This is a genomic window from Rhodococcus sp. 06-156-4 (assembly GCF_002259345.1).
Lineage (GTDB): Bacteria > Actinomycetota > Actinomycetes > Mycobacteriales > Mycobacteriaceae > Rhodococcoides > Rhodococcoides fascians_E.
The window spans coordinates 189,925-211,449 of sequence record NZ_NPGB01000027.1; the positions used below are offsets into that span (position 1 = coordinate 189,925).

The 21,525-nt window shown below is 65.6% G+C and carries 25 protein-coding genes and 1 pseudogene; 14 read left to right on the forward strand and 12 right to left on the reverse strand.

Annotation, left to right across the window (positions count from 1 at the left end):
• Positions 1-13: 13 nt before the first annotated feature.
• On the reverse strand, positions 14-451 hold the full coding sequence (locus CH290_RS19680; RefSeq protein ID WP_033190324.1) for a DUF6069 family protein: 438 nt from the start codon (positions 449-451) through the stop codon (positions 14-16).
• Positions 452-654: 203 nt separating this feature from the next.
• Between CH290_RS19680 and CH290_RS19685 the strand changes: the two genes are divergently transcribed.
• Entirely contained in the window at positions 655-2,913 is a 2,259-nt protein-coding gene (locus CH290_RS19685; RefSeq protein ID WP_019665206.1) for a putative bifunctional diguanylate cyclase/phosphodiesterase, read from the forward strand.
• 30 nt (positions 2,914-2,943) lie between these two features.
• Here CH290_RS19685 and CH290_RS19690 read toward each other — a convergent pair whose 3' ends face one another.
• The 4 genes and pseudogenes from CH290_RS19690 to CH290_RS19705 form a co-directional block, all read right to left on the reverse strand.
• Positions 2,944-3,630 (reverse strand): response regulator, encoded by a 687-nt coding sequence (locus tag CH290_RS19690; RefSeq protein WP_019665205.1) that lies wholly within the window; start codon positions 3,628-3,630, stop codon positions 2,944-2,946.
• Positions 3,627-4,700: pseudogene (locus tag CH290_RS19695) on the reverse strand (sensor histidine kinase); the annotation flags it as partial. The pseudogene CH290_RS19695 and the gene CH290_RS19690, both read right to left, overlap by 4 nt.
• 17 nt (positions 4,701-4,717) lie before the next feature.
• Complete coding sequence (locus tag CH290_RS19700) at positions 4,718-5,176, reverse strand: hypothetical protein (protein ID WP_019665203.1); 459 nt, start codon at positions 5,174-5,176, stop codon at positions 4,718-4,720.
• A 7-nt stretch (positions 5,177-5,183) separates the two neighbouring features.
• Positions 5,184-5,765: an RNA polymerase sigma factor gene (locus CH290_RS19705; protein ID WP_019665202.1), complete on the reverse strand. Its 582-nt coding sequence runs from the start codon at positions 5,763-5,765 to the stop codon at positions 5,184-5,186.
• Between the two features lie 193 nt (positions 5,766-5,958).
• Between CH290_RS19705 and CH290_RS19710 the strand changes: the two genes are divergently transcribed.
• The 7 genes from CH290_RS19710 to CH290_RS19740 all read left to right on the forward strand — a co-directional run bounded on the left by CH290_RS19710 (position 5,959) and on the right by CH290_RS19740 (position 9,309).
• Positions 5,959-6,438, forward strand: a complete 480-nt coding sequence (locus CH290_RS19710) for an Asp23/Gls24 family envelope stress response protein (RefSeq protein ID WP_019665201.1) — start codon at positions 5,959-5,961, stop codon at positions 6,436-6,438.
• 14 nt (positions 6,439-6,452) lie between these two features.
• The gene (locus tag CH290_RS19715; RefSeq protein ID WP_020110402.1) at positions 6,453-6,728 is read left to right on the forward strand and encodes an Asp23/Gls24 family envelope stress response protein; all 276 of its coding nucleotides are present in this window, start codon (positions 6,453-6,455) and stop codon (positions 6,726-6,728) included.
• Between the two features lie 19 nt (positions 6,729-6,747).
• Positions 6,748-6,972 carry a hypothetical protein gene (locus CH290_RS19720; protein ID WP_019665199.1) on the forward strand — a complete coding sequence of 75 codons (225 nt, stop codon included), beginning with the start codon at positions 6,748-6,750 and terminating at the stop codon, positions 6,970-6,972.
• 26 nt (positions 6,973-6,998) lie between these two features.
• Positions 6,999-7,199, forward strand: coding sequence for a DUF2273 domain-containing protein (locus tag CH290_RS19725; RefSeq protein WP_019665198.1), 201 nt, complete (start codon positions 6,999-7,001; stop codon positions 7,197-7,199).
• Positions 7,189-7,533, forward strand: a complete 345-nt coding sequence (locus tag CH290_RS19730; protein ID WP_230621082.1) for an Asp23/Gls24 family envelope stress response protein — start codon at positions 7,189-7,191, stop codon at positions 7,531-7,533. The genes CH290_RS19725 and CH290_RS19730 overlap by 11 nt, the downstream gene beginning before the upstream one ends.
• Entirely contained in the window at positions 7,530-8,408 is an 879-nt protein-coding gene (locus tag CH290_RS19735) for a hypothetical protein (RefSeq protein ID WP_020110404.1), read from the forward strand. Before CH290_RS19730 ends, CH290_RS19735 begins: the two co-directional genes overlap by 4 nt.
• Before the next feature lie 250 nt (positions 8,409-8,658).
• Positions 8,659-9,309: a DUF998 domain-containing protein gene (locus tag CH290_RS19740; RefSeq protein WP_051127722.1), complete on the forward strand. Its 651-nt coding sequence runs from the start codon at positions 8,659-8,661 to the stop codon at positions 9,307-9,309.
• Here CH290_RS19740 and CH290_RS19745 read toward each other — a convergent pair.
• Together CH290_RS19745 and CH290_RS19750 are read right to left on the reverse strand one after the other, a co-directional pair.
• On the reverse strand, positions 9,244-9,981 hold the full coding sequence (locus CH290_RS19745) for an EAL domain-containing protein (RefSeq protein ID WP_033190269.1): 738 nt from the start codon (positions 9,979-9,981) through the stop codon (positions 9,244-9,246). The genes CH290_RS19740 and CH290_RS19745 overlap by 66 nt on opposite strands.
• A complete protein-coding gene (locus tag CH290_RS19750; RefSeq protein WP_033190268.1) occupies positions 9,981-11,222 on the reverse strand; it encodes a PucR family transcriptional regulator in 1,242 nt (413 codons plus the stop codon). Before CH290_RS19750 ends, CH290_RS19745 begins: the two co-directional genes overlap by 1 nt.
• 267 nt (positions 11,223-11,489) lie before the next feature.
• Between CH290_RS19750 and CH290_RS19755 the strand changes: the two genes are divergently transcribed.
• From CH290_RS19755 to CH290_RS19770, 4 genes are all read left to right on the forward strand, one after another.
• Positions 11,490-12,647: an epoxide hydrolase family protein gene (locus CH290_RS19755; RefSeq protein WP_033190267.1), complete on the forward strand. Its 1,158-nt coding sequence runs from the start codon at positions 11,490-11,492 to the stop codon at positions 12,645-12,647.
• A gap of 111 nt (positions 12,648-12,758) precedes the next feature.
• The gene (locus tag CH290_RS19760) at positions 12,759-13,127 is read left to right on the forward strand and encodes a YciI family protein (RefSeq protein ID WP_020110410.1); all 369 of its coding nucleotides are present in this window, start codon (positions 12,759-12,761) and stop codon (positions 13,125-13,127) included.
• 11 nt (positions 13,128-13,138) lie between these two features.
• Positions 13,139-14,362: an RNA polymerase sigma factor gene (locus tag CH290_RS19765; RefSeq protein WP_033190266.1), complete on the forward strand. Its 1,224-nt coding sequence runs from the start codon at positions 13,139-13,141 to the stop codon at positions 14,360-14,362.
• A 101-nt stretch (positions 14,363-14,463) separates the two neighbouring features.
• The gene (locus tag CH290_RS19770; protein WP_033190322.1) at positions 14,464-14,832 is read left to right on the forward strand and encodes a VOC family protein; all 369 of its coding nucleotides are present in this window, start codon (positions 14,464-14,466) and stop codon (positions 14,830-14,832) included.
• Between the two features lie 18 nt (positions 14,833-14,850).
• Here CH290_RS19770 and CH290_RS19775 read toward each other — a convergent pair whose 3' ends face one another.
• Positions 14,851-16,161: an NAD(P)/FAD-dependent oxidoreductase gene (locus tag CH290_RS19775; RefSeq protein ID WP_033190265.1), complete on the reverse strand. Its 1,311-nt coding sequence runs from the start codon at positions 16,159-16,161 to the stop codon at positions 14,851-14,853.
• 84 nt (positions 16,162-16,245) lie between these two features.
• Here CH290_RS19775 and CH290_RS19780 point away from each other — a divergent pair, with 84 nt between their 5' ends.
• Complete coding sequence (locus CH290_RS19780) at positions 16,246-17,163, forward strand: LysR family transcriptional regulator (RefSeq protein ID WP_230594030.1); 918 nt, start codon at positions 16,246-16,248, stop codon at positions 17,161-17,163.
• Positions 17,164-17,172: 9 nt separating this feature from the next.
• Here CH290_RS19780 and CH290_RS19785 read toward each other — a convergent pair whose 3' ends face one another.
• On the reverse strand, positions 17,173-17,685 hold the full coding sequence (locus CH290_RS19785) for a hypothetical protein (RefSeq protein ID WP_230621081.1): 513 nt from the start codon (positions 17,683-17,685) through the stop codon (positions 17,173-17,175).
• 39 nt (positions 17,686-17,724) lie between these two features.
• Positions 17,725-19,161: a malate dehydrogenase (quinone) gene (gene mqo / locus CH290_RS19790; protein ID WP_230621080.1), complete on the reverse strand. Its 1,437-nt coding sequence runs from the start codon at positions 19,159-19,161 to the stop codon at positions 17,725-17,727.
• Positions 19,162-19,228: 67 nt separating this feature from the next.
• Here mqo and CH290_RS19795 point away from each other — a divergent pair, with 67 nt between their 5' ends.
• Entirely contained in the window at positions 19,229-20,137 is a 909-nt protein-coding gene (locus tag CH290_RS19795; protein WP_033190262.1) for a LysR family transcriptional regulator, read from the forward strand.
• A gap of 34 nt (positions 20,138-20,171) precedes the next feature.
• On the opposite strand, the gene CH290_RS19800 is transcribed toward CH290_RS19795, so the two are convergent.
• Both CH290_RS19800 and CH290_RS19805 read right to left on the reverse strand, forming a co-directional pair.
• Positions 20,172-20,738 carry a DUF6188 family protein gene (locus tag CH290_RS19800; protein ID WP_033190261.1) on the reverse strand — a complete coding sequence of 189 codons (567 nt, stop codon included), beginning with the start codon at positions 20,736-20,738 and terminating at the stop codon, positions 20,172-20,174.
• Positions 20,735-21,490, reverse strand: coding sequence for an LLM class flavin-dependent oxidoreductase (locus CH290_RS19805; RefSeq protein WP_033190260.1), 756 nt, complete (start codon positions 21,488-21,490; stop codon positions 20,735-20,737). Before CH290_RS19805 ends, CH290_RS19800 begins: the two co-directional genes overlap by 4 nt.
• Positions 21,491-21,525 lie beyond the last annotated feature (35 nt).

The following is a 21,525-nucleotide window of genomic DNA, read 5'->3' on the forward strand; positions in this document are numbered from 1 at the left end:
TTTTACTCGTCTGTCAGGAGTGCACACTCCCGACGGCTCCCCGGCGCAGGGCTTCCAGGCCCAGCGGTACGACCACTGCGATCACGACGTGCATGAGCGAGAGGGTGACCGTGCTGGCCGCGTCGAAGTCGGCGGCGAGGGTCATCGCGATGGTGCCCAAGGGAGCAACGACTCCGACGACCTGCGCGATGCGGATGACGGGAAGCCACTTCAGCGACACGAGGGCGGCGACGCCCATTCCCACGACCATGGGTACGACCGTCAACATGACGACTCCGCCCGGTGCGACCGCCATGGTGGTTCCGGCGTCGGTCAGTTCGAAATTTCCACCCACCGCCAACCCGATCACCCAGAGCACGAGATTGAACACGAGTGCGAGCAACACGGAGAACAACACTGCACGCGGCCGCGACAACGACCGAGCAGAAATACCTGAAATCGACGTGGTCATGGGTGACTCCTGCCTGTACGCAAGGACCAGGGGCGCCTTGCTTCGACAGATCTGACCCGTACCGATCCGAGAACTCATCGCACACCGACGCGGGACTCGTGACGAGGTTCCCAGCACAGTGGAGGGGTCCTACAGTAATCTTCCCGACAGGGCGAACTTGACAGCCGGTTCGTGGACTACAGCAGCAGGTGAGGGGGCCTTCGATGAACACGAAGGCGCCGTCGATGCATCGAACGCTTGCCGGGGCGCCGAAGTTCGTCGGCTTCGCGAGTGTTCTCGCTGTCGGCGCCGTGCTGTTTCTCGTCGGTGACGCGTCGGTTCGGTCGATGGTTCTCGGCACGTTCGCCATCGGAGCCATCCTCGCGATCGGCGTCGGCATCCGCAGACACAAGCCGGCCGACGCCACCTCCTGGTGGTGCCTGTTCGGGACCGCAATCCTGTTCCTGCTGGGCGTCAGCCTCCGCGGGGACCCGAGTATCCATCCCTCGGGCGTGACGGCGCTGTCGAACACGTTCATGCTCGGCGGCTACGTGTTGATCGCCGTCGCACTGGCCCGCTGGATTCTCGAACGCCGCTCCCGCGACGACGTGACGCCGCTGATCGACGCGACGTTGACCGCGATCGGTGCGTTGTTCCTCTCGTGGGTCCTGCTGATCTCGCCCCTTCTCGACACCGAGATGGACACTGCCGTGGCCGTTCTCAACGGCATCTACCCTGCCGTCGACGCAGGCATGATCACGCTGACGGCGTATCTGTTGATGTCCTCCAAGCGCGGCAACACCTCGCTGCGGTTGCTGATGCTCGCGTTGCTGTCGGTGTTCGTCGGCGACATCGCCTACGCCCACTTCCTGTCCCGGGCATCACCACTGTCACCTGGCCTGCTCGACGGCATCTACCTCGTCGGCTACGTCTCGCTCGGACTCGCAGCGCTGCACCCGCAGATGGCCACGATGGCTCAGCGTCAGCGTGCGACACCCCGTCATCGGCGTCGGTCCGCGTTCCTCTTCGTCATGCTGTTGGTGTGCGCGGCCATCCCCGTCCTCGGAACGTCGTTGTCCACCGCCGATCTCGCGGTCCGCTCCACACTGCTCTCGGCCATCCTCATCGGCAGCTTCCTCCGCGGCGAACGCGCCATGAGCCTGATGGAACGCAGCGAGGACGACGCCAGATATCGCGCAGCGCACGACGCACTGACCGGCCTACCCAATCGCACCATGTTGCCCGACGAGTTCGAGCGCCTCGGCGCGCGGGACGAGCCGGGCAGAATTTTCATCCTGTTCGTCGACCTCGACAACTTCAAGGTCGTCAACGACTCCTACGGGCACCGCGTCGGTGACGAGATGATTGCGGCGACAGCGCACCGAATCCGGTCCACGGTCCGCTCGGTCGACACCGTGGTTCGCTACGCGGGGGACGAATTCATCGTGATCGGCCGCTGCACTCGACCAGAGATGGAAGCACTGGCTAAGTCGATCGTCGACCGAATCGCCGAGCCGTTCGTTCTCAGTGCCGCCAGCGCGTACATCACCGCGTCGGTCGGCATCGCCGCGACCACCAACCGGGCGCATCGTCTCGACGACCTCATTCGCGAGGCCGACACCGCGATGTACCACGCGAAGTCGCAGGGCGCGTCGCGCATCGCGTACTTCGACGAGTCCCTACGGGCGTCGTCCACGGCCGCGATCGAAACGGCCACCGCTCTGCGCGGCGCCGTCCGGCGCGGAGAGTTGGTGGTCTATTACCAGCCGATCGTGATGACCTCGACCCGCGCCACCGTCGTCTACGAGGCTCTGGTGCGGTGGCAGCACGGTGGGCGACTGCGCGGACCAGGCGAGTTCGTCGCCATCGCGGAGTCGACCGACCTGATCGGCGAGATCGGCGCTGCCGTCCTGCGAACCGCCCTCACGGACCTGGCGGCATTGCGGGCGCAGGGCCAGGACGTCACGATGTCCGTCAACATCTCGCCCGTTCAGTTGCGCGACGAGTCACTGCCGGTGCTCGTCGGACAGTTGTTGGCCGAACTCGGATTGCAAGGCTCCGATCTGGCACTGGAAGTCACCGAGACGGCGTTGATCGACGATGTGTTCGCCGCGAAGAAGATCCTCGACCGCCTCGCTGCACTGGATGTGCTGATCGTGTTGGACGACTTCGGAGTCGGTTACTCCTCGCTCAGTCGCCTCCGTGAACTGCCCATTGCGCTGCTGAAGATCGACCGCTCGTTCATCGCCGAGATCGGAACCGATACGTCGGGCGGCTCACTGGTCTCCGCGATCGCCGCGATGGCGCGCGCACTACCCGTCTCCATCGTCGCGGAGGGCGTCGAGACCGAGCATCAGGCCCGCGCCATCGAGGCATTGCACTGCCGGTTCGCCCAGGGCTACCTGTACGGGCGGCCTGCTCCGCTGCAGCACTGGCTGAAGCAGGGCAGCGGCTCCGCCCCGTCGTCCGTGCCCGTCCAGTAGCACTGAGGCACCCCAGGACGCGGGCACCGGCTATTTCAGTCGGTATCCCATCCCGGTCTCGGTGAGCAGATGACGCGGCCGGGATGGATCGTCCTCGAGTTTCTGGCGCAACTGGGCGAGATAGATTCGCAGATAATGCGTCTCACGTTCGTGCTTCGGACCCCACACGGTCTTCAGGATCTCGCGCTGGGACACCAGCTTTCCGCGGTTGCGGGCCAGTAGCTCGAGCACTCCCCACTCGGTGCGGGTCAGATGAACGACGTCCCCGCCGCGGGTGACGGTCTTCGAGGACAGGTCGACCGTGAACGAATCCGTCTCCACCACTGCGTCTTCCACCGCCCTCGGGCCTCGACGCAAGGCCGCCCGCAACCGCGCCAACAACACGTCCATCTCGAACGGCTTGGTGACGAAGTCGTCGGCCCCGGCGTCCAGTGCGTCCACGGTGTCGGCGGAATCCGTTCTCGCCGAGAGCACGACGATCGGAACGTCGGTCCATCCACGCAGACCCCCGATGACCTCGACACCGTCGAAATCCGGCAGACCCAGGTCGAGGAGTACCACCTCGGGGTGGAAATCCGCCGCCACCCGCAGCGCTTCGGCTCCCGACGCCGCAGCCACGACGTCGTATCCACGCACCTTCAGGTTGATGCGCAACGCGCGAACGATCTGGGGCTCGTCCTCGACCACCAGGATGCGAATGCTCGGTGATTCGGTCACTGCGCACCCTTCGGGCTCGGCGACGGAACGGGCCGAGCTGCCGACGACGTCGGTTCCGGAGACATGAGCTGCACGGCCACCGTCAACCCTCCGCCCGGGGTGTCGAGGGCGCGGACGGTGCCGCCCATCGCTTCGACGAATCCGCGCACGACGGACAGGCCGAGGCCGACGCCTGCGCTGTTGTCGGTGTCCCCGAGTCGCTGGAAGGCGTCGAACATCGTCTGCTGAGCCGCTCGAGTGACACCTGGCCCGTTGTCTGCGACGGTGATCGTCGTCCCACCTCCGCTGTCCGTTGCACGGATGAACACGGTACTGCCGGGAGCGTGTCGGACGGCATTGCCCACGAGGTTGGCCAGCACACGCTCGAGCAGGCCCGCGTCGGCGAGTACACAGGCACTGCCGACGTCGGTGACCGTCGACGACGGGTCGGCCTCCAAGCCGATCAGTGCCCGCTGCACCGCATCCTCGACGTAGACCGGTGCGAGGGAGGGCCGCACCACACCTGCCTGCAGCCGGGAGGAGTCCAGCAGGTTCTCCACCAGAGACGTCAGCTGATCCGCCGACTCGTCGATGGTGGCGATCAGTTCGGCGGTGTCCTCGGCGGAGAACTCCACGTCGGTGCTGCGGAGGGACGACGACGCGGCTTTGACAGCGGCGAGCGGGGTGCGCAGATCGTGACTGACGGCGGAGAGGAGCGCGCGGCGCAATGCGTCGGCCTCGGCCAGAGCTGTTGCGCGACTGGCCTGCTGGGCGCGGCGGGCAGCGAGATCGACCAGGACGGCCACCGCCACTGCGACGACCAGCAGCACCACGGTGACGAGAAAGTTCTCGGGCTCGGCGATCGTGAGGCTGTAGCGGGGTTCGGTGAAGAAGTAGTTGAGCAGGAACCCGGAGATCAGGGCCGACAGCGCTGCGGGTACGACGCCCCCGAGAAGGGACACGCACAGGACGACGACGAAGAACAGCGCGCTGATTCCACTCGAGTCGAAATCGGTTCCCAGCACGTCGATGAGTCCCGCCGCGGCACACGGAACCACCACTGCAGCAGTCCAACTCACTACTGCTCGTCGAACCGTGAGCCGAACGTTCACGGCCGTATCTCGATGTCGTCGACGTGCACGTCGACGTCGTCGCGCGTCAGCGACACACCGAGGATCTCGGCCACGATCGACATGGCGATGCGCGCCAGATCGTTTCCGACAGCTTGAAGGTCGCTGTCGTACGCACCGACCACCGAGAGCGAAACCCCGGTGCACTTGTGCTCGTCCGTGTGCACGGCGATCTCGGTCGGCTGACACCCGTGAACTCCGGACAGTGCCCGAAGCACTGCCGTGCGCACGACGTGATCGCTGACGCGCAGAGTGTCGGATCCACGGCCTTCCGGCGCCGTGGGGAACCGCGCATCCACCGGCCATGTCCGACGGGTCGTCGCACGGACCTTGGAGATGATGGAGTTGCTGATGTCGAACCAGCGCGGCTCCTCCGGCGCCTCCCGCAGCTCCCGCGCCGCGCGCTGCAACACCCAGTCGTCCGGTTCCGACGTCATAGCTGCATCACTGCCATGCCGCCAACCTTTCACTCAATGTTGCTCGGGCGCGAACCAGGTGACCGCGTACCGCGCTTGCCGACAGTGTCATGATCTGCCCGATCTCCGGATGTGTCATCCCCTCCACTTCTCGCAACAGCCAACACGCTCGCTGGCGGTAGGGCAGTTCGGCCAACGCACGCCCCAGATCCGCCATGAAGTCGTCGTTCGTGACGCTGACCTCGGGATCCGCGCGTGCATCCGTGCTTCGGCGCTCGAACACCCAGTCCTCGGCAGGTGCGACCGCACGCTTGCGCCGGTGATCGACGACCTTGTGCGAGACCATCGAGAACAACCAGGTCCGCAGTTTGGAGTCGCCCCTGAACGTATCCAATCCCTTCCATGCCGCGACGAAGGCGTCCTGGACGACTTCCTCGGCTGCACCGTGATCGGAGAGCATGTTGCGGGCGTAGCGGAACATCTCCGGGCCGTACCTGGCGACGATCAGCTCGAAGGCGTCGGTGTCGCCGAGTGCTGCATTGCTGACGAGCACGTGATCGGACAGCGGCCCGCCGTCGGACATGACACGGCCGGGTGGATCGTCCGTCATCGAACCGTGTCCGCCATCGGTGCCCCCGTCCTCGAAGTGCTCGTGCCACGTGTGTCCACCTGGAAGAGATGCATTCGACACCGTTGTACCAGCGAACCATGATTGTGATGCACATCACTATTTTCGGACGTGCGCTTTCTCGACTTCGCTACGACCTACTTGACGTCACAATCGATTCGCGAGAGGACAGAACATGAGCACCCAGACGCTGGACAAGTCGACAGACGCCGCATCCGGAACGGCTGCCAAGAGCGCGACCACCACGTCCGCACTGGTCAGCACCACCGGACGCACCACCATCGCCGACACCGTCGTGTCGAAGATCGCCGGCATCGCCACCCGCGAGGTCCAGGGCGTCCACGACGTCGGCGGCGGCACCTCCCGCGCCATCGGAGCGCTGCGCGAGCGCATCCCCGGTGCACGCGTCAACCAGTCGCAGGGTGTGTCGGTCGAGGTCGGCGAGCGTCAGGCCGCCGTCGACATCGACATCGTCGCCGAGTACGGAGTGTCGATCGCCGACCTGGCGTCGGGCATCCGTCGCAACGTCATCACCGCCGTGGAGCGGATGACGGGCCTCGAGGTCACCGAGGTCAACATCGTCGTGCACGACGTCTTCCTCGACGAGGGTGACGACGAGTCCGGGCAGGAAGTGTCCGGGACGCGAGTTCAGTGACATCAGGACCCGATATGAGCGCACCCGACGTCTCGGAAGTCATCGCCGACGTGGTGACGGCAACGGCGGGCGTCGCGGGTCTGCACGGCGGTATGTTCGGTGAAGCCGCGACATACCTGCCGGGCAGGCGCGTCTCCGGCGTTCGGATCCGTGAGGACGGCAGCGTCGACGTGCACGTGATACTGCGTGCAGGCAGCCCGATTCCGGCCACCGCCGACGCGATCCGAACGGCCGTCGCTACCGTGGCCGACGGCCCGGTTCACGTCACCGTCGAGGACGTAATCCGCTGATGATGCGGTCCACTCACGCATGAGCCGTTCGGCCGAACACACCGCCGCCCGCCGCGCGGTGGCCAGGAAGCACCATCCGGACGTCGGCGGCGACCCGGCTGTGTACGCAGCCGAACTCGCCGCCGTCGACCGAAGGTTCTCGCGCGCGCCCACCACGATTCGTCGGCGCACGTGGAAGCACCTCTACCGCAGGATCTTCGGGCCCGCAGGGCGGCTGCGGTCCAAACGTTACTTCGACATCTAGCCCTCACATCTAGCAGGAGCATCATCATGACGACGTCCACCATCGGTTTGTTCGTAGGACTTCTGTTGGCCATTGCGGCCGCTGCCGGCGGATTCACCGGGTTTCTCTTCGCCGTGATCCTCGCCGTCGTCGGTTTCGCCGTCGGTCGCTACATCGACGGCGAACTGGACGTGTCGATGTTCCAGAGCCGCGACGGGTTCTCGCGTGGCCGCCGCCATGACCGCTGACGAACGAGGCCACCTCGAGGTACGAGTTCGAGCCGTCACCCGCATCGCCGAGATCACGGCGAGCCGGGTGGACGGCGTGGAACCCGTCACCGGTGGCCTCACGTCGAAAGCCCTTCCGCGCGTGGAGGCAACTGTCCGAGACGGAAAAGTCCGGGCGACGGTCGAAGCCGCCACGCGATGGCCGACGCCCATCGCCGACGTCGCTGCGAGAGTGCGAACCAGCGTGGCGGACGACCTTCGACAATCGAGCGGGCTGGAGGTCGACACCGTGGATGTCGTGATGCGTTACGTTGCGCCGGAGAAAGTCACGAGTTCAGGAAGGCGAGTCGAATGACCACACAGGTATCGCCGAAGGCGGCGCCTCGCGCGAGTGCAGTCGCCGTGGTTCTCGCGCTGGCCCTCTGCGTCGTCGGCGTCGTTCTGGGTCGCGACGCGTCGATCGAGTTCGGTCTCGTCGACGGTGCACCCTGGATCGCGCCTGCGATCGACTGGCTACTCGGTGTCACCGTGCTCGGTGCGATGCTTCCGATCGGCATCGTCGCCGCGGTGATCGGGCTGGTCCTGCTCGTCTGTGCCGTATTGCCGCGCAGCCGAACTCACCGGCCGTCGGGTTCCGATGGCGTCTGGATCGCCAAGGGCTCGGCGCGGGTCCGAAGTTCGTCGATCGGTGTCGGCACCGCCGCTGTCGATCGTCTGGTCACCGCGCTGGTCGGCCTCGTTCTCGGCGCAGCCGGATTGGCGGCTGCCGCATGGGAACGCGACCGGCTGCCGCAGTTCGCGCACGACGCCAGGCGGACGGTCGAGTCGTGGAACCCCGCCGGGTGGGCAGACACGTCGTGGTGGCCGTGGGCGCTCACCGGCGCCACCGTCGTCGTATCCGTCGCCGGGCTGTACTGGCTGTGGGCACACCGGCCCCGGCGTGCCGCCTCCTTGATCGGCAGCGACGACGCCAGGGTGGACCTGACCTCCGCCGCACAGAATGCGGCCGCCGCATTGGCGTCGTCACCCGGGGTCGATGCGGCCAGTGGTCGAGTGGTGGACACCGGCACGGGCCGCCTCCTTCGAATCTCTGCCCGCGCGAGCGACGCGGGCACACCGTCCGCGGACCTCCTCGCGTCGGCCGTTGCTCTCCGCGAAACCTGTGCCGGCGCCATGTCCGGCCTCGAGGTGGACACCCAGGTGCTGATTCAGCCGGGTCGGGCCAGGTAATCGAGGGCGAGGGCATCCTGAGAATCGATCAGGTGCTCTGGGCAGGTGGGCGTCGACGAGAAGAGCCGTCGTCCGGGCTGCACTCTCAGGTTGGGCACGTACAGTCACGCCATCGTCCGTACAGCGTTCGCCGAACGCCGGCTCGCCACGAAGAGAGTTACCTATCGCCTCACCGACATCCACACACGACGCCCATCACGCTGCCGCAGGAATCGCGTGGGTCCTGTGCTTCGCCTACTTGCTCGCGGAAGTGTTCACCGCAGCAGCGTGGAGTACCCCGTACAGCTTCGAGGACAACTCGATCAGCTCACTCGGGGTGACGACGTGCCAGGTCGGTTCCTGCTCACCCCTGCACGACGTCATGAACGCCGCGTTCGTTGCCCTGGGAGTCCTGACACTCGTCGGAGCACTGTTCCTGCACCGCCACATCAGAAGTGGACGAGTGAAGAAGGCGATCCTGTCACTGGCCGTGATCATCGCGGTCAGCACCGCGGCGACCGGACTCTTCCCCGCCGACGACGGAACCATCCTGCACTGGGCCGCCGTGCTGCCCGGCTTCATCGCTCGGCACGTGGTTCTGGCGTTGATCGCCTGGCACTTCTGGCGTGAGCGACGAGTGGTCGCACTCTGGTCCGCGGTCTGCGCGCTCGTCGGTGTCGTCGGTGCGGTCCTGATGCTGGCGCAGACATTCGGATTCGGCCTGGGAGAACGCCTGGCGCTCTACCCGATGCCCACATGGATGGCCGTCACCGGCACAGCAGTACTCGTCGCGCTGGCCCGTCGAACGGTGTTACGGCGATTCGACGCACGATGGCTGCACGTCGTCTTCCGCGCGTCAGCCGAATCGAGCCCGAAGATCGGCGCCCGCAGCAGCGGCGCCGAACAACCAGCCCTGCCCTAGCGTCGCGCCGAGGCCGAGCGCCCGCACCCGATCCCGCTCGGATTCGATGCCCTCCGCAAGGATCACTGCACCGGTGGACGCGACGTACCGTCGGACTGCCGACAATGCGCGCATGCTTCCGAACGCACGGGGCCGGCGCAGCACCGACGCATCGAGCTTCACGATGTCCGGTTCGACGATCGGCAGCGCTTCGAGAGTGCCGCGGTTGGCACCGACGTCGTCGAGAGCGATGGAGAATCCCCGCCGTCGGGCCGACGTCACCATCGAGCGGAGCCTGTCCGCGTCTCCGACGAGACCGCGTTCGGTGATCTCGAGAACCACCCTGCCGTCGCCTTCCAGGGCGTCGAGGTGCGCCTCGGTGCGTTCGATGTCCGTGATTCCCGACGGCTCGTAGTTCAGGTACAACGCCAGTCCGCGCCGCAGATCCGCCGAGCGTGCTTCCTTCAACGCCGCGGCACGGCAGGCGAAGTCGATGTCCGACACCACACCACGCGTGCGCGCGAGAGCGAACACCTCGGCTGGATCGACCCCGACGACCGTCGGCCACCGAGCGAGCGCTTCGACTCCGACGACAACACCGGTCCGCAACGCGACCACCGGCTGGAAGCACGGAACCATGTCGTCGATCGCGACGAGTGCGGCGCGAGCGGACAGAGACGTGACCGGCGCCATCACACCGATCTCTTCGGGTCGAGCGAGTCCGCGATCAAGGCAGCATGGAGCGATCGGAGTCCGGACGACTTCATCGGATCGATGCCGGTGATCTGCTGAATTCTCTTCAACCGGTAGTCGACGGTGTTCGGGTGCACCACAAGCTGTTTCGCTGCTTTTTTACGGTTGGCCTCGGTGGAGACGAACACCTGGAGGGTCGGCAGCAGATCCGGTACGCGCCGCAGTGGATCCAGCATCCTCTCGAGGTGGCGACGGCCGACACCCGGCCGCGCGATCTGGAACTCCAACGCCAAGTCGGCGATTCGATACACGCCGGGTCGATAGTCCAAGCGCTGCACCAGCCTGAGCAACTCGTAGGCGTTCTCGGCGGCAGCTGCGATGCGCGACGCCACCGATACCGCCGCCGAGGCGGACACGGGGACTTCGCCCGCCTCCGTCAACCGGGTGATCAGGGATTCGACGACACCGGCCACCGGATCCGGCACGAGGATCGTTCCGCCGGTTGCACTGAGGATCGCCAGCGGCGGCTCGGCAGCGTGGAAGTCGGCGAGCGCGGACCGTATCCGTTGCAGTTTGCGCGTCGCCGCTGCCTCTCGCGCGACAGGGGCGCCCACCTCGTCGGCGTGCGGAGGAAAGTGCACCGCGACGACTTCGTATCGCTCGGCGAGCTCGGTGCCGTACCTCTCGGCGATGGACGGGGCACTCCGGTCTCCGGTGAGCAGGGCGGTGACCAGTGCCTGCGTCTGGTCCTGACCCTGCGCGGCCACGGCCTTGTATTCGTCGAGATATCCCGAGGAGACCGCCTCGGACACCACGTCGAGCAGACCGAACATCAGCACCGCGCCGTCGACGAGCGCGCCGTGCTCACCGTCCACCGCGCGCCCGGCGATCATGCGAAGGCATCGCGAGAACCCTTCGTGGAACGCGTGCTGGATGGCGGCCAGTGGAACGCCGAGTCGAGCCCACTTGCCCGCGGACCGGCGCAGACGGCCGAGCGCTTCGGTCGACGGTTGTACGCCGCTATCCAGAACGTCTGCCGCCAGCGCGACGCATTCTGCGGTCACCTCGGCGACGACAGTCCGGCCGGACCTCCCGGTCAGCTCACGACACTGGGTGGTATCGAGCACGTGGTCGATGATCTTCTGCGTCGAATCCCGCGCGACTCGAAGTTGATGGGATGCCGGACGTCCTCCCAGGCTCAGTCCCTCTGCCGAATCGGAGGACACCATCGTGGTTGCCATACGCTTCTCACCTTCCGAAACGTTCGGGGCGGCCGGGGCCTCCGCTGTTGTCGTAGAAGGTCACGATAGAGCAACAAACGGACCGAGAGAATGTTTGGGTGCCGAAACGCGGATCCAGAGTTGGATTCGAGGACTTGTACTCACCCCTTCGGCCCTGCAGTTGTGACGAGTCCCCAGCAGAACTGGACATATTCACATTTCAACAATGCGCACGAGTTTCAGAATCACGGACCGAAGATGTCCGCAATCCGCTCTAGCTTGAGCCGCATGGACATCAGCGACTTCACCATCGACGTACCGCAAACGGACCTGGACGACCTCACCGCCCGCCTGACGCGCACCCGCTTCCCGAACGGCCACGCAACCGGATGGGGAACGGGGACCGACCTCGACACGATGCGCCGCCTCACCTCCTACTGGGCACAGGATTACGACTGGCGCCGCGTCGAAGCGCGACTGAACGAGTTCCCACACCATCTCGCCGACGGCACCCTGCATTTCATCCATGCCCGATCCGATCGTCCGGACGCCCGACCGATACTGCTGCTCCACGGGTGGGCAGACTCGTTCGCCAAATACGTAGGAATCATCGACGCGTTGCGCAACCCCGTGAACGCCGACGCCCCGGCGTTCCACGTGGTGGTGCCGTCCCTGCCCGGATTCGGGTTCTCCGAACAGCTGCCCGACGGCGACGCGGGTCCGGAGACCACGGCCGCACCGCTCGTCGCGCTGATGGAGACCCTCGGGTACGACCGGTACTTCGTCCACGGCGGCGACTGGGGCAGCGTCGTCGGCCAGGAAGTGGTGCGCGCGAACCCGGACCGCATTCTCGGATTGCACCTCACGGACATTCCGTTTCCCAATTTATTCATGGTCGACCGAGAGTCCGTCACCGACGACGAGAAGGCCTTCCTGGACGCGCTCGACTCGTGGAGCGAGAACGACGCCGCCTACGTCTCCATCCAGTCGTCGAGGCCCTTGACACTCGCCTACGGTCTCAGCGACTCGCCGGTCGGCCTCGCCGCCTGGATCGTCGACCACTTCGGTCGCCTCTCGGACTCCCTACCGAGCGACGAGGACCTGATCACCAACGTCATGACCTACTGGGTGCGCAACTCCATCCACTCCTCGACGCGCCTGTACAGCGAAGGCGCAGCCTGGGACGAGGAGAGCGGCGATCAGGACCGGGCAGATACCGAAGACTGGGCAGATACGGGAGACTGGGACCCGGTCATCCACGTTCCGACGGCAATCGCCGTGTTCCCCAGAGACATCGGCCGGCCACCGCGCGAATTCGTGGAGCGCTTCTTCGACGTCGTCCGCTACACGGTCCACCCTCGCGGTGGACACTTCGCCGCCCTCGAAGTGCCCGAACTCGTCGTCGCAGACATCCAGGCCTTCGCCGGGAATCTGGAGGTCGAGTAGGCCGGCGTACGGATTCTCGTTACGTGTCGATTTCGAGAACCCTCGATCGTCATGTCTACGTACAACCACGAAGATCCGGTACAAAATGGACATCGACGCTAGGAGAGACACATGCGCTACACCCTGATCCTCAACAATGCCGAGCCCGAGGAGGGCGTCCTCGACCAGGAGACGATCGCCCAGATGCAGGAGGCGTTCGGAGCGTACGGCCGCGCACTCGAGTCCGCCGGTGTGCTCGTCGCCGCGGAGGTTCTGACGTCCAGCTCGTCCGCCAGAACGCTGTCTCTGCGCACCGGCGAACTGCAGGTTCAGGACGGCCCCTTCGCGGATACGAAGGAAGGCGTCGGCGGTGTCTTCGTGATCGAGGTACCCGACGAGGACGCCGCGCTCATGTGGGCCGAACGGTGCCCCGGCGCGCAGTACGGAGTGCTGGAAGTTCGAGCGGCCGCCACCTCGTTCGTCGACGGCGCGTGGACCTGAGAGGCCGACCGATGAGTGCAGCGCAGGAGTCGGCCGAACATGCTGTGCGCACGTCGTACGGCCGGCTCCTTGCCCTCCTCGCATCCGCGGACGGCAACATCGTCGCCGCCGAAGATGCCCTCGCCGACGCCCTGGAACGGGCGCTGACCACCTGGCCACGCGACGGCGTGCCCACCGATCCCGACGCCTGGCTCCTCACCGCCGCCAGGAACAAGCGTCGGGACGTCTGGAAATCGGCGGCACATCGAACCTCGGTAGCGCTCGATCCCGTGGTCCACGCCGAATCGCGTCTCGACGACATCGATGTCGATGCGCTGCCGGACAAGCGGCTCGAGCTGATGGCCGTGTGTGCCCACCCCGACGTCGACCGTGCGGTCAGGACACCGCTGATGCTCGACGTCGTGCTGGGGTTCACGGCCAAGGACATCGCGCAGGCGTTCGCGCTACCCGCCTCGACGATGGCGGCACGCCTGGGCCGAGCGAAGAAGCGCATCCGGGATGCGCACATCCCGTTCGAACTACCCGATCGGAGTGCCCTGCCGGCACGGGTCGACGCGATTCGTGAAGCCGTGTACGGCGCGTTCGCGATCGACTGGAACGCCTCGGGATCCGAAGTGCGAGAAAACATGATCGGTGAGGCGATGCACCTCGCCGAGACACTGTGTGCAGTGTTGCCGGAGGACGCGGAGGCGCACGGGCTTGCCGCATCGATCGGACTGTCCGCCGCTCGGATGCCGGCACGCTGCCGAGACGGGGTACTGGTTCCGTTGGCCGAGCAGGACTTTCACCTGTGGGACGCAGACCTGTTGCATCGCGGGGAGCAGCATCTCGTCGCGGCACACCGCCTGGTGGCCGCAGGCTCCAGTGCACTCGGGCGTTTCCAACTGGAAGCAGCTGCCTCTGCCGTGCACTGTGGTCGCCGAAAGACCGGCCGAACGGACTGGACCGCGTTGCGCGAATTGTATTCCGCACTACAGACATCGGCACCGACAGTCGGCAGCGCCGTTGCGCTCGCCGTCGTCACCGCAGAAACCGACGGCGCCCTCGCTGCACTCCGTCTGCTCGATCGAACGAACGGAACCGAGCGATTCCAGCCCGCATGGGCGGCGCGCGCTCACCTGCAGGCTCAGCTGGGTAACGTCGACTCCGCCCGATCCGCCTACGAGAAAGCCATCTCCCTCACCGCAGACCCTCCCACCCGTGCCTATCTGGACAAACAGTTACGTCGGCTGTGAAACCGAGGCGGATTCACAGTCCTTTCGTGCACCGCGATGATTTCCATCGCGCCGTCGAGTCCACCTCTGCGCAAGGACAAACATAGACCTTGGAGGTAACCATGACCGAGGCACATGTCACCGGAGTGAGAATGGTGGCGATACCCGTCGCCGACCATGACCGTGCAATCGAATTCTACTCCGTTGCACTGGGTTTGACGAAGTCCGCGGACCGTGTGATCGAGGAACTCGGATCGCGTTGGGTGCAGATGAGCGCTCCCGGTATCGAGATCGCGCTACTGACGGAGTACCCGGGATTCTCCGCGGGCCGCGATACCGGCGTGCGGTTGGTGACAGCGGACGCCAGAGCCCTGCACGCCCACCTCGTCGGGCACGGGGCGAAGGTGAACGAGCTTCTCCTCTGGGAGGGGCTGCCGCCGATGTTCGAGTTCGACGACATCGACGGCAACACCCTCTACGCAGTGCAGTGAAAACAATCGGCCTTGCTCCTAGGCTGCTTCGCGGTCCTCGTGCTGTTTCGCCTGCGTGAGTACGGCGGATCTGTCCGTGTACTGAAAATGCGGGCGCTTGTCTCCGATGTACGAGCTCATCCACGACACCACGGCCACGTAGCGGTTGCGGAAGCCCACCATGTACATCAGGTGCACCGCCAACCACATGACCCACGCGATGGGACCCGACATGTCGACCTTCCCGAACAACCGCACCACTGCGCTGAACCGGCCGACGATCGACATGCTTCCCTTGTCGGTGTACGCGAACGGGGTTCCGGCGTCCGCCTTTCCGGTGATGACCTTGGCAACGTGGCGGCCCTGCTGCATTGCCACGGGCGACTGACCGGGCAGACCGTTCAACGAGGTCACGTCGCCGATGGCGTAGATGTCCTTCGCCGTACCGACGGTCAGGTCGTCGTGGACGAGAAGCCTGCCGGCACGGTCGGTCTCGCAGCCGGTGCGTTCGGCGAGCGTGGCCGCCAGATCGCTGGCCTGCACGCCGGCCGACCAGATGACGGTCTTGGCGGCGATGGTCCGCGACGTTTTCGAGTCCACATCCTGAACCGTGACCGTGTCGTCGACGATGTCGGTGACCATTGCCCCGGTGACCACCTCGACGCCCGACTTCTCCAACTTGGCGCGGGCGTAGGTACTGAGCTTGCCGCCGAACGCAGGCAGCACGTCCTTGACGCCGTCGACGAGTGTCACCGTCACGTCGTCCGGATGGATGTCCGGGAAGGATCCGGCGAAGTACCGCTGAGCGAGATCCCTGATCTGCCCGGCCAATTCCACACCGGTGGCACCGGCACCGACCACGACGAAACTGAGCAGCTCCTTTCTCGCCTCCTGGTCGGAGGTGTGGTGCGCAGTCTCGTAGCAGCGCAGGATCTGCTCACGCAGAGCGACGGCGTCGTCGACGGTCTTGAGAGCGAACGTGCGGTCCTTGAACTCGTCGCGTCCGAAGTACGCCTGCGTCGCGCCCGTCGCGACGATCAATCGGCCGTACCCGATGGTGTGGCTACCGCCCGCGCCGATGTAGGTGACCTGGTGCAACTCGGGGTCGACGTCGACGACCTTGCCGAGCCGGACATCGGCCGATTCGTAACGGGCGAGGATGCGCCGGACGGGTGGAGCGATCTCGCCGGTCGACAGCATGCCGGTCGCTGCCTGGTAGAGAAGCGGTTGGAACAGGTGCTCCGTCGTGCTGGAGACGAGCGAGAACTTCACGCCGGCCTTGCCCAGAGACTTGGCCGCAGCCAACGCTCCGAATCCCGATCCCACGATGACGACCTCGTACGTATCCACTGGTTTTCCTTTCCAATCGAGCAACCACACTCCATGAAACGCCCCGGCCAGTGGTCTATCAACGGGAAATTTGGAATAGTATCGATGAGTAAAACTCATGAATGGAGCGCTGTGGAACTTCGGCAACTGAAGTACTTCCTCGCCGTGGGCGAGGAGCTGAGCTTCTCGCGCGCCGCCGAGCGGTGCTATGTCTCGCAGTCGGCGATCAGCCTCCAGATCGGCAAACTGGAACGCGAGATGGGCGAGTCACTGTTCGAACGGTCGTCGCGCTCGGTCCGATTGACCGTTGTCGGAACACAATTGATGTCCATCGCACGGCACATGGTCGAGCTCGAGCAGTCCGCGCTCGCGTTGACGGCCAGGCGCCGGAATCAGCTGCGCCTGACCGGCAACATGACGTTCGCAGCCAACGCAATCGCCGCGATCGTCCAAGTACGCGAGCGGCATCCGGAAGCCGAGATCGACTTCGTCCTGAAACGATTCGCCGAACAGATCGAAGCCGTCACGTCGGGCGACTGCCAGGTGGCCTTGATCCGAGGCAACGTCGAGCGCTCCGGTCTCGAGGTCACCGAGCTGTGGAAGGAGAACCTCGTCGTCGTACTCGCCGACAGTCACCCACTGGCATCCGGGCCGGATCCGCGACTCGAGCAGCTCGCTCAGTACCCACTGCTCCTCCCCAAGCGCAGCGAGCAGATCCTGTTGCATCGGGTGATCGAAGGAGCCATGAAAAGAAGTGGTCGACGCCTGGCCTTCGGCCCACCCGTCGCCATGGACCACACGGCAAGCGCGGAGTTGCTCAACCACCCCGAATGCTGGTCCATCATCTACGCGAGCACGGCCGAGAGCACTCCGAAGACCGGGCTGGTGTTCCGCACCGAAGCGCAGCGCAGACTGAAACTTCCCGTCTCCGCGGTGGTCGACTCGTCCATACCCCCGACGGACATTCAGAGGGATCTCATTGCCGCACTTGCCGATACGGCGCCGTCTCCGGTGCCACTCTGACGATCGGGGTCACAGGATGCCGGACTCGCGCATCTGCTGCACGACGAAGGCCCCGGAGTAGACGTCGATGTACGTCCGCTCTGTCTGAAGCGGCGAGAACGCAACACCGAACCGAACCGGGCCCGGCTCCGACCTCGACACCGCGATGTCGACCGAGTACCGACCGTCGGGGGTGCTCACATCACCGGCGCGATACAGGTAGTCGGCGACGCCCACCCGAACATCTCGCTGCGCCGCCTTCTTTCCCGTACCGGTGATCTCCCGAAATGCGATGGTGTCCAACCCGACACAGGAGTAGACCCGCGCGAAGACGTCACCCTCCGGGTCCACCCAGCCCCCGCCGAGCGCCCCACCCGCCTGCGACAGCCACTCGTCGGACCACTCGGGAGCGGCCTCTCCCGTCACACGCAGATCCGACGCCACCGCGTCGCTGCAACTGGGGTCGCCCGGCTGCGGCGCGGCGCACCCACCGATCGCAGCCACAGCGACCAGCACCAGCCCAGGCGCGACAACATTCTTCACCGCTTCCACCACCTCATCCCCGACCGACAACGACACTCGTCACCGAAAACCATACCTGTCGGATTGTTCCTGAAGTGCGCCATGGCGTGAGCCGGCAGCAGCCAGCAATGCGTCGAGCCGTGGCTGCCACTCGGAACGATCGTCGGCGAAACATCTCGTCAACACCTCGATCATCGCTGAAGGCGCGACCGATGCACCGGGCGAGGCACCGAGCAGGCCCGCGATCGATCCGTCCCTGCCGGTGACGATGTCCGTGCCGAACATCAGATCACCGCGAAATCTGCTGCGCGGCTTGATCAGCTGAGCTCGTTGACCGGCCTGAATCAGACGCCACTGCGCGGGGTCGGCAGCGGGGTAGAACGTTTCGAGTTCGGCGAACTTGCGCTTCGACGACGCCAGAACCTGCCCGACGAGATAACGGACGAGGGGGAGGTTGCCGATACCGACCGACAACAGAACGGGCAGGTTTCGAAGACGGACGGTACCGAAGAGATCGCGGAGGCGACCGTGTTTCAACAGGCGGGTGCTGAAGGTCGCGTACGGCCCGAACATGAGCGACGTCGTGCCGTCGACATGCCTTCTGTCCAAGTGCGGCAACGACATCGGAGGCGCACCGAGCGACGGTCTGCCGTAGACCTTCACGCCGTGCCGCGCGACGACCTCCGGGGCATCGGCGTACAGGAACTCGGCGCCGAAGGGAAATACCCCGTACCCGCGGATTTCGGGAACACGAGCCTTCTGCAACAGACGCAGTGCGTACCCGCCGGCTCCGACGAACACGAACCGCGCGCGAACCTCGAACACCCGCCCGGTCGATCGGACTCGACCCGATAGATGCCACAGACCGTCCGACGTGCGGCGCAGACGCGTCACCTCGTGGCCGGTGCGGATCAAGCACCCGCTCGCCTCCATCGTCCGGCCGAGCGATTCGGTGAGTGCGCCGAAATCGATGTCGGTACCACCGGCGTCCCACGTCGCCGCGATCCGCTCGCCCGGCGCGCGACCGTCGACGAGCAACGGCGCCCAGCCGCAAATTCGATCACGATCCTCGGAATACTCCATACCCTGGAACAGGGGGTTCGACTTCAGCGTCTCCCATCTGCGTCGCAGGTAGTCCACATCGGCATCGCCGAACACCACGTCCATGTGAGGCACTGCGTTCAGGAACGACGGATCGAGGTCACCGCTCCGCGTCAGCGAGTCCCAGAATGCCCTCGACACCGCGAACTGCCGTGCGATTTGCTCGGTCCGGGACGAGTCGTCGGCGTCGGGCATGTAGTTGAGTTCGCACAGACCTGCGTGACCGGTACCCGCGTTGTTCCACGGACCCGAGCTCTCGCCGGCCAGCCGGTCGAGTCGCTCGAACAACGCGATCGACCTGTCCGGCAGCACCCTCTGGATCAGCGTTCCGAGGGTCGTGGACATGACGCCGCCGCCGACGAGCGCGACGTCCAGGATTTCCGCATGTGAAGTCATGCCGTCAATGCTGGCGGCGACGAGACCGTTCCGTCCAATGAGATGTTCGAGCAATTATCATCCGGAAATGGATGACTACTCGTTCGACCGCCCGGAGTCCGTAGCGCCTCTGCTCTCCGCCTTCGACGCCGTCGCCGCGGAAGGCCACGTCACCCGCGCGGCAGCCCGGCTCGACGTGCCCCAATCCTCGGTCAGCAGAAGGGTGCACAGCCTCGAGCGCATCCTCGGGTTGGCGCTGATCCAACCGGTGGGTCGCGGGGTCACTCTGACCGCGTCGGGCCGGGAGTTGTTCGACCGCACCCACCAAGTGATGCGGGAACTCGACGACGCTGTCGCCGCGGTGCGGTCCGACGCCGATCCGGACAGCGGAGTCGTCGGGTTCGGATTCCCTCTGACGCTCGGATCGCGTTCGGTGGCCGCCCTTCTGACGGACTTTCATGCAGTCGCTCCCCGCGTCAGGGTTCGACTGGTGCAAGCACACGGCGAAGCCCTCGCGGACATGATTCGCGACGGACGACTGGATCTCGCCGTCATGATTCCTCCGCCCGACGACCTGGACGTGACGGTCCTGGGCAGCCAGCAGATCTTCGTCCACGCAGCGGCCACACACCCGTTTGCGTCTCGTCGGGCACTCGCGGTCGAAGACCTCGCCGACGAAGCCTTCGTGGCCAGCCCGCCGTCGTTCCAGCTGCGCACACTGCTCGACACGTGGTGCGCGGAAGCCGGATTCGTCCCGCGGGTTCCCTTCGAGATCAGTGAGATCGACACCATCGAGGCACTCGTACGAGCCGGGCTCGGGATCGCGCTTCTACCGAAGCCGGAGGTCGCCGTCGCCGGCGTGACGACCGTTCCCCTGACCGGTGACCGCACTCGATCGGTCGGGCTGGCGACAGGCCGACGCCGACCGACAGCTCCCGTCGCGCGCTTCCATCGTCACGTCACCCGACACGCGGATCAGCTCATCGTTCGACCCTGAGGACTCGGAGCCGGCCTACCCGAGTACCCCGATGTCAGAGAACATGACCCGAGGACAGCTCGATGCCTCGCCCGACCCGAACGACGCTTTCGCGCAGAACCAGATAGGCCGACTCCAGATCCACGTTCGTCGCCAGCAGCGTGCCGTCCGAGAATTGAATCCCACCGTGCTCACCGGAGGAAATCCGTACGACGGTCGAGCCGATTGCCGGTGAACCGGTCGGTGACGCAGGCGCGGCGGACGTTTCAGGCGCGTCCAGCGTCTCGATGATGCCTCCGGGAAGGCACAGCACCGTCGCACCGTCCGGCGCGGTGTACTCCCAGGACTCGACTTCCTCCCGGGGAGCTGCGGTGACGGCACTTCCGTCGTCGAACCGCAGCGTCAGCGTGCCGTCCGCGGCCAACTCGGACATCGTGCACCGAGTCGTGAGCAGGGACGTCAGTGCACGCAGCCCCTCGAACTGGTTGTCCTCGTCGAACCGTGTGCCACCGATGTCGAGCTGACTGAACGCCACCGCCGAACCGTCGTCGAAGCCGATACTCAGATCGAAGTCGAGGTGAACGTTCCGCACTGTTGCGTTCTGCACGTCGACACTCGTCACCGGGGAGGTCCACCGGACGCGAGGTGGACGGCGCGCTGGAACACGCCGGCCAGATCGGTTGTCTGCGGACCTGGTTCCAGTACCAGGGTGGTCGCACCAGCCTCTGTGTACTCGTCGAGGTCGTCCACCAGGTCCGACACGTACAAGACGATGTCGTGGCCCGGCCCACCACCGATGTGGCCGATCGCGTCGCGGACCTGCTGCGGCGTGGTGGAGCTGGTCAGTATCGTCCCGCGGCTCGTCTCGCCGCTCACAGCAAGGGTTTTGGGGCCCGTCGCACCGACCAGAAGCGGCGGAGGCTCCGCCGGTGGCCAATCCAAGCGGACGTTGTCCAACGAGACGTAACGGCCCCGAACGTCGACCGTCTCACCAGCCAGCAGACTCGTCAGTGCCGTCATCTGCTCGCGAAGAAGAGTCAGCGGGGACTGCACTCGCGCCCCCACCTGCCCCATCCAATCCTGCACACCGTGACCCAACCCGACCCGCGTCCGTCCCGGATACAGCCGAGCCAGAGCAGCGACCTCCATCGCCGTGGCCGCGACGTTCCGCAGAGGGGTGGGCAAAACTCCGATCCCGACGTTCAACCGCGGCGTCACCGCGAGAACAGTTGCGGCCATGGAGATTCCCCCGGAGAAGAAACAGTCCTCCCACAGCCAGATCTCGTCCACCCCGGCCTCGTCGGCCGCACGCGCCGCGTCGACGATGGTCTCCGGCGGCAGTTCCGGCCTCAGCACAACACCGAATCGCGTCATCACATCCCTCTCTCTTCCACTTCATCCTCCACTCC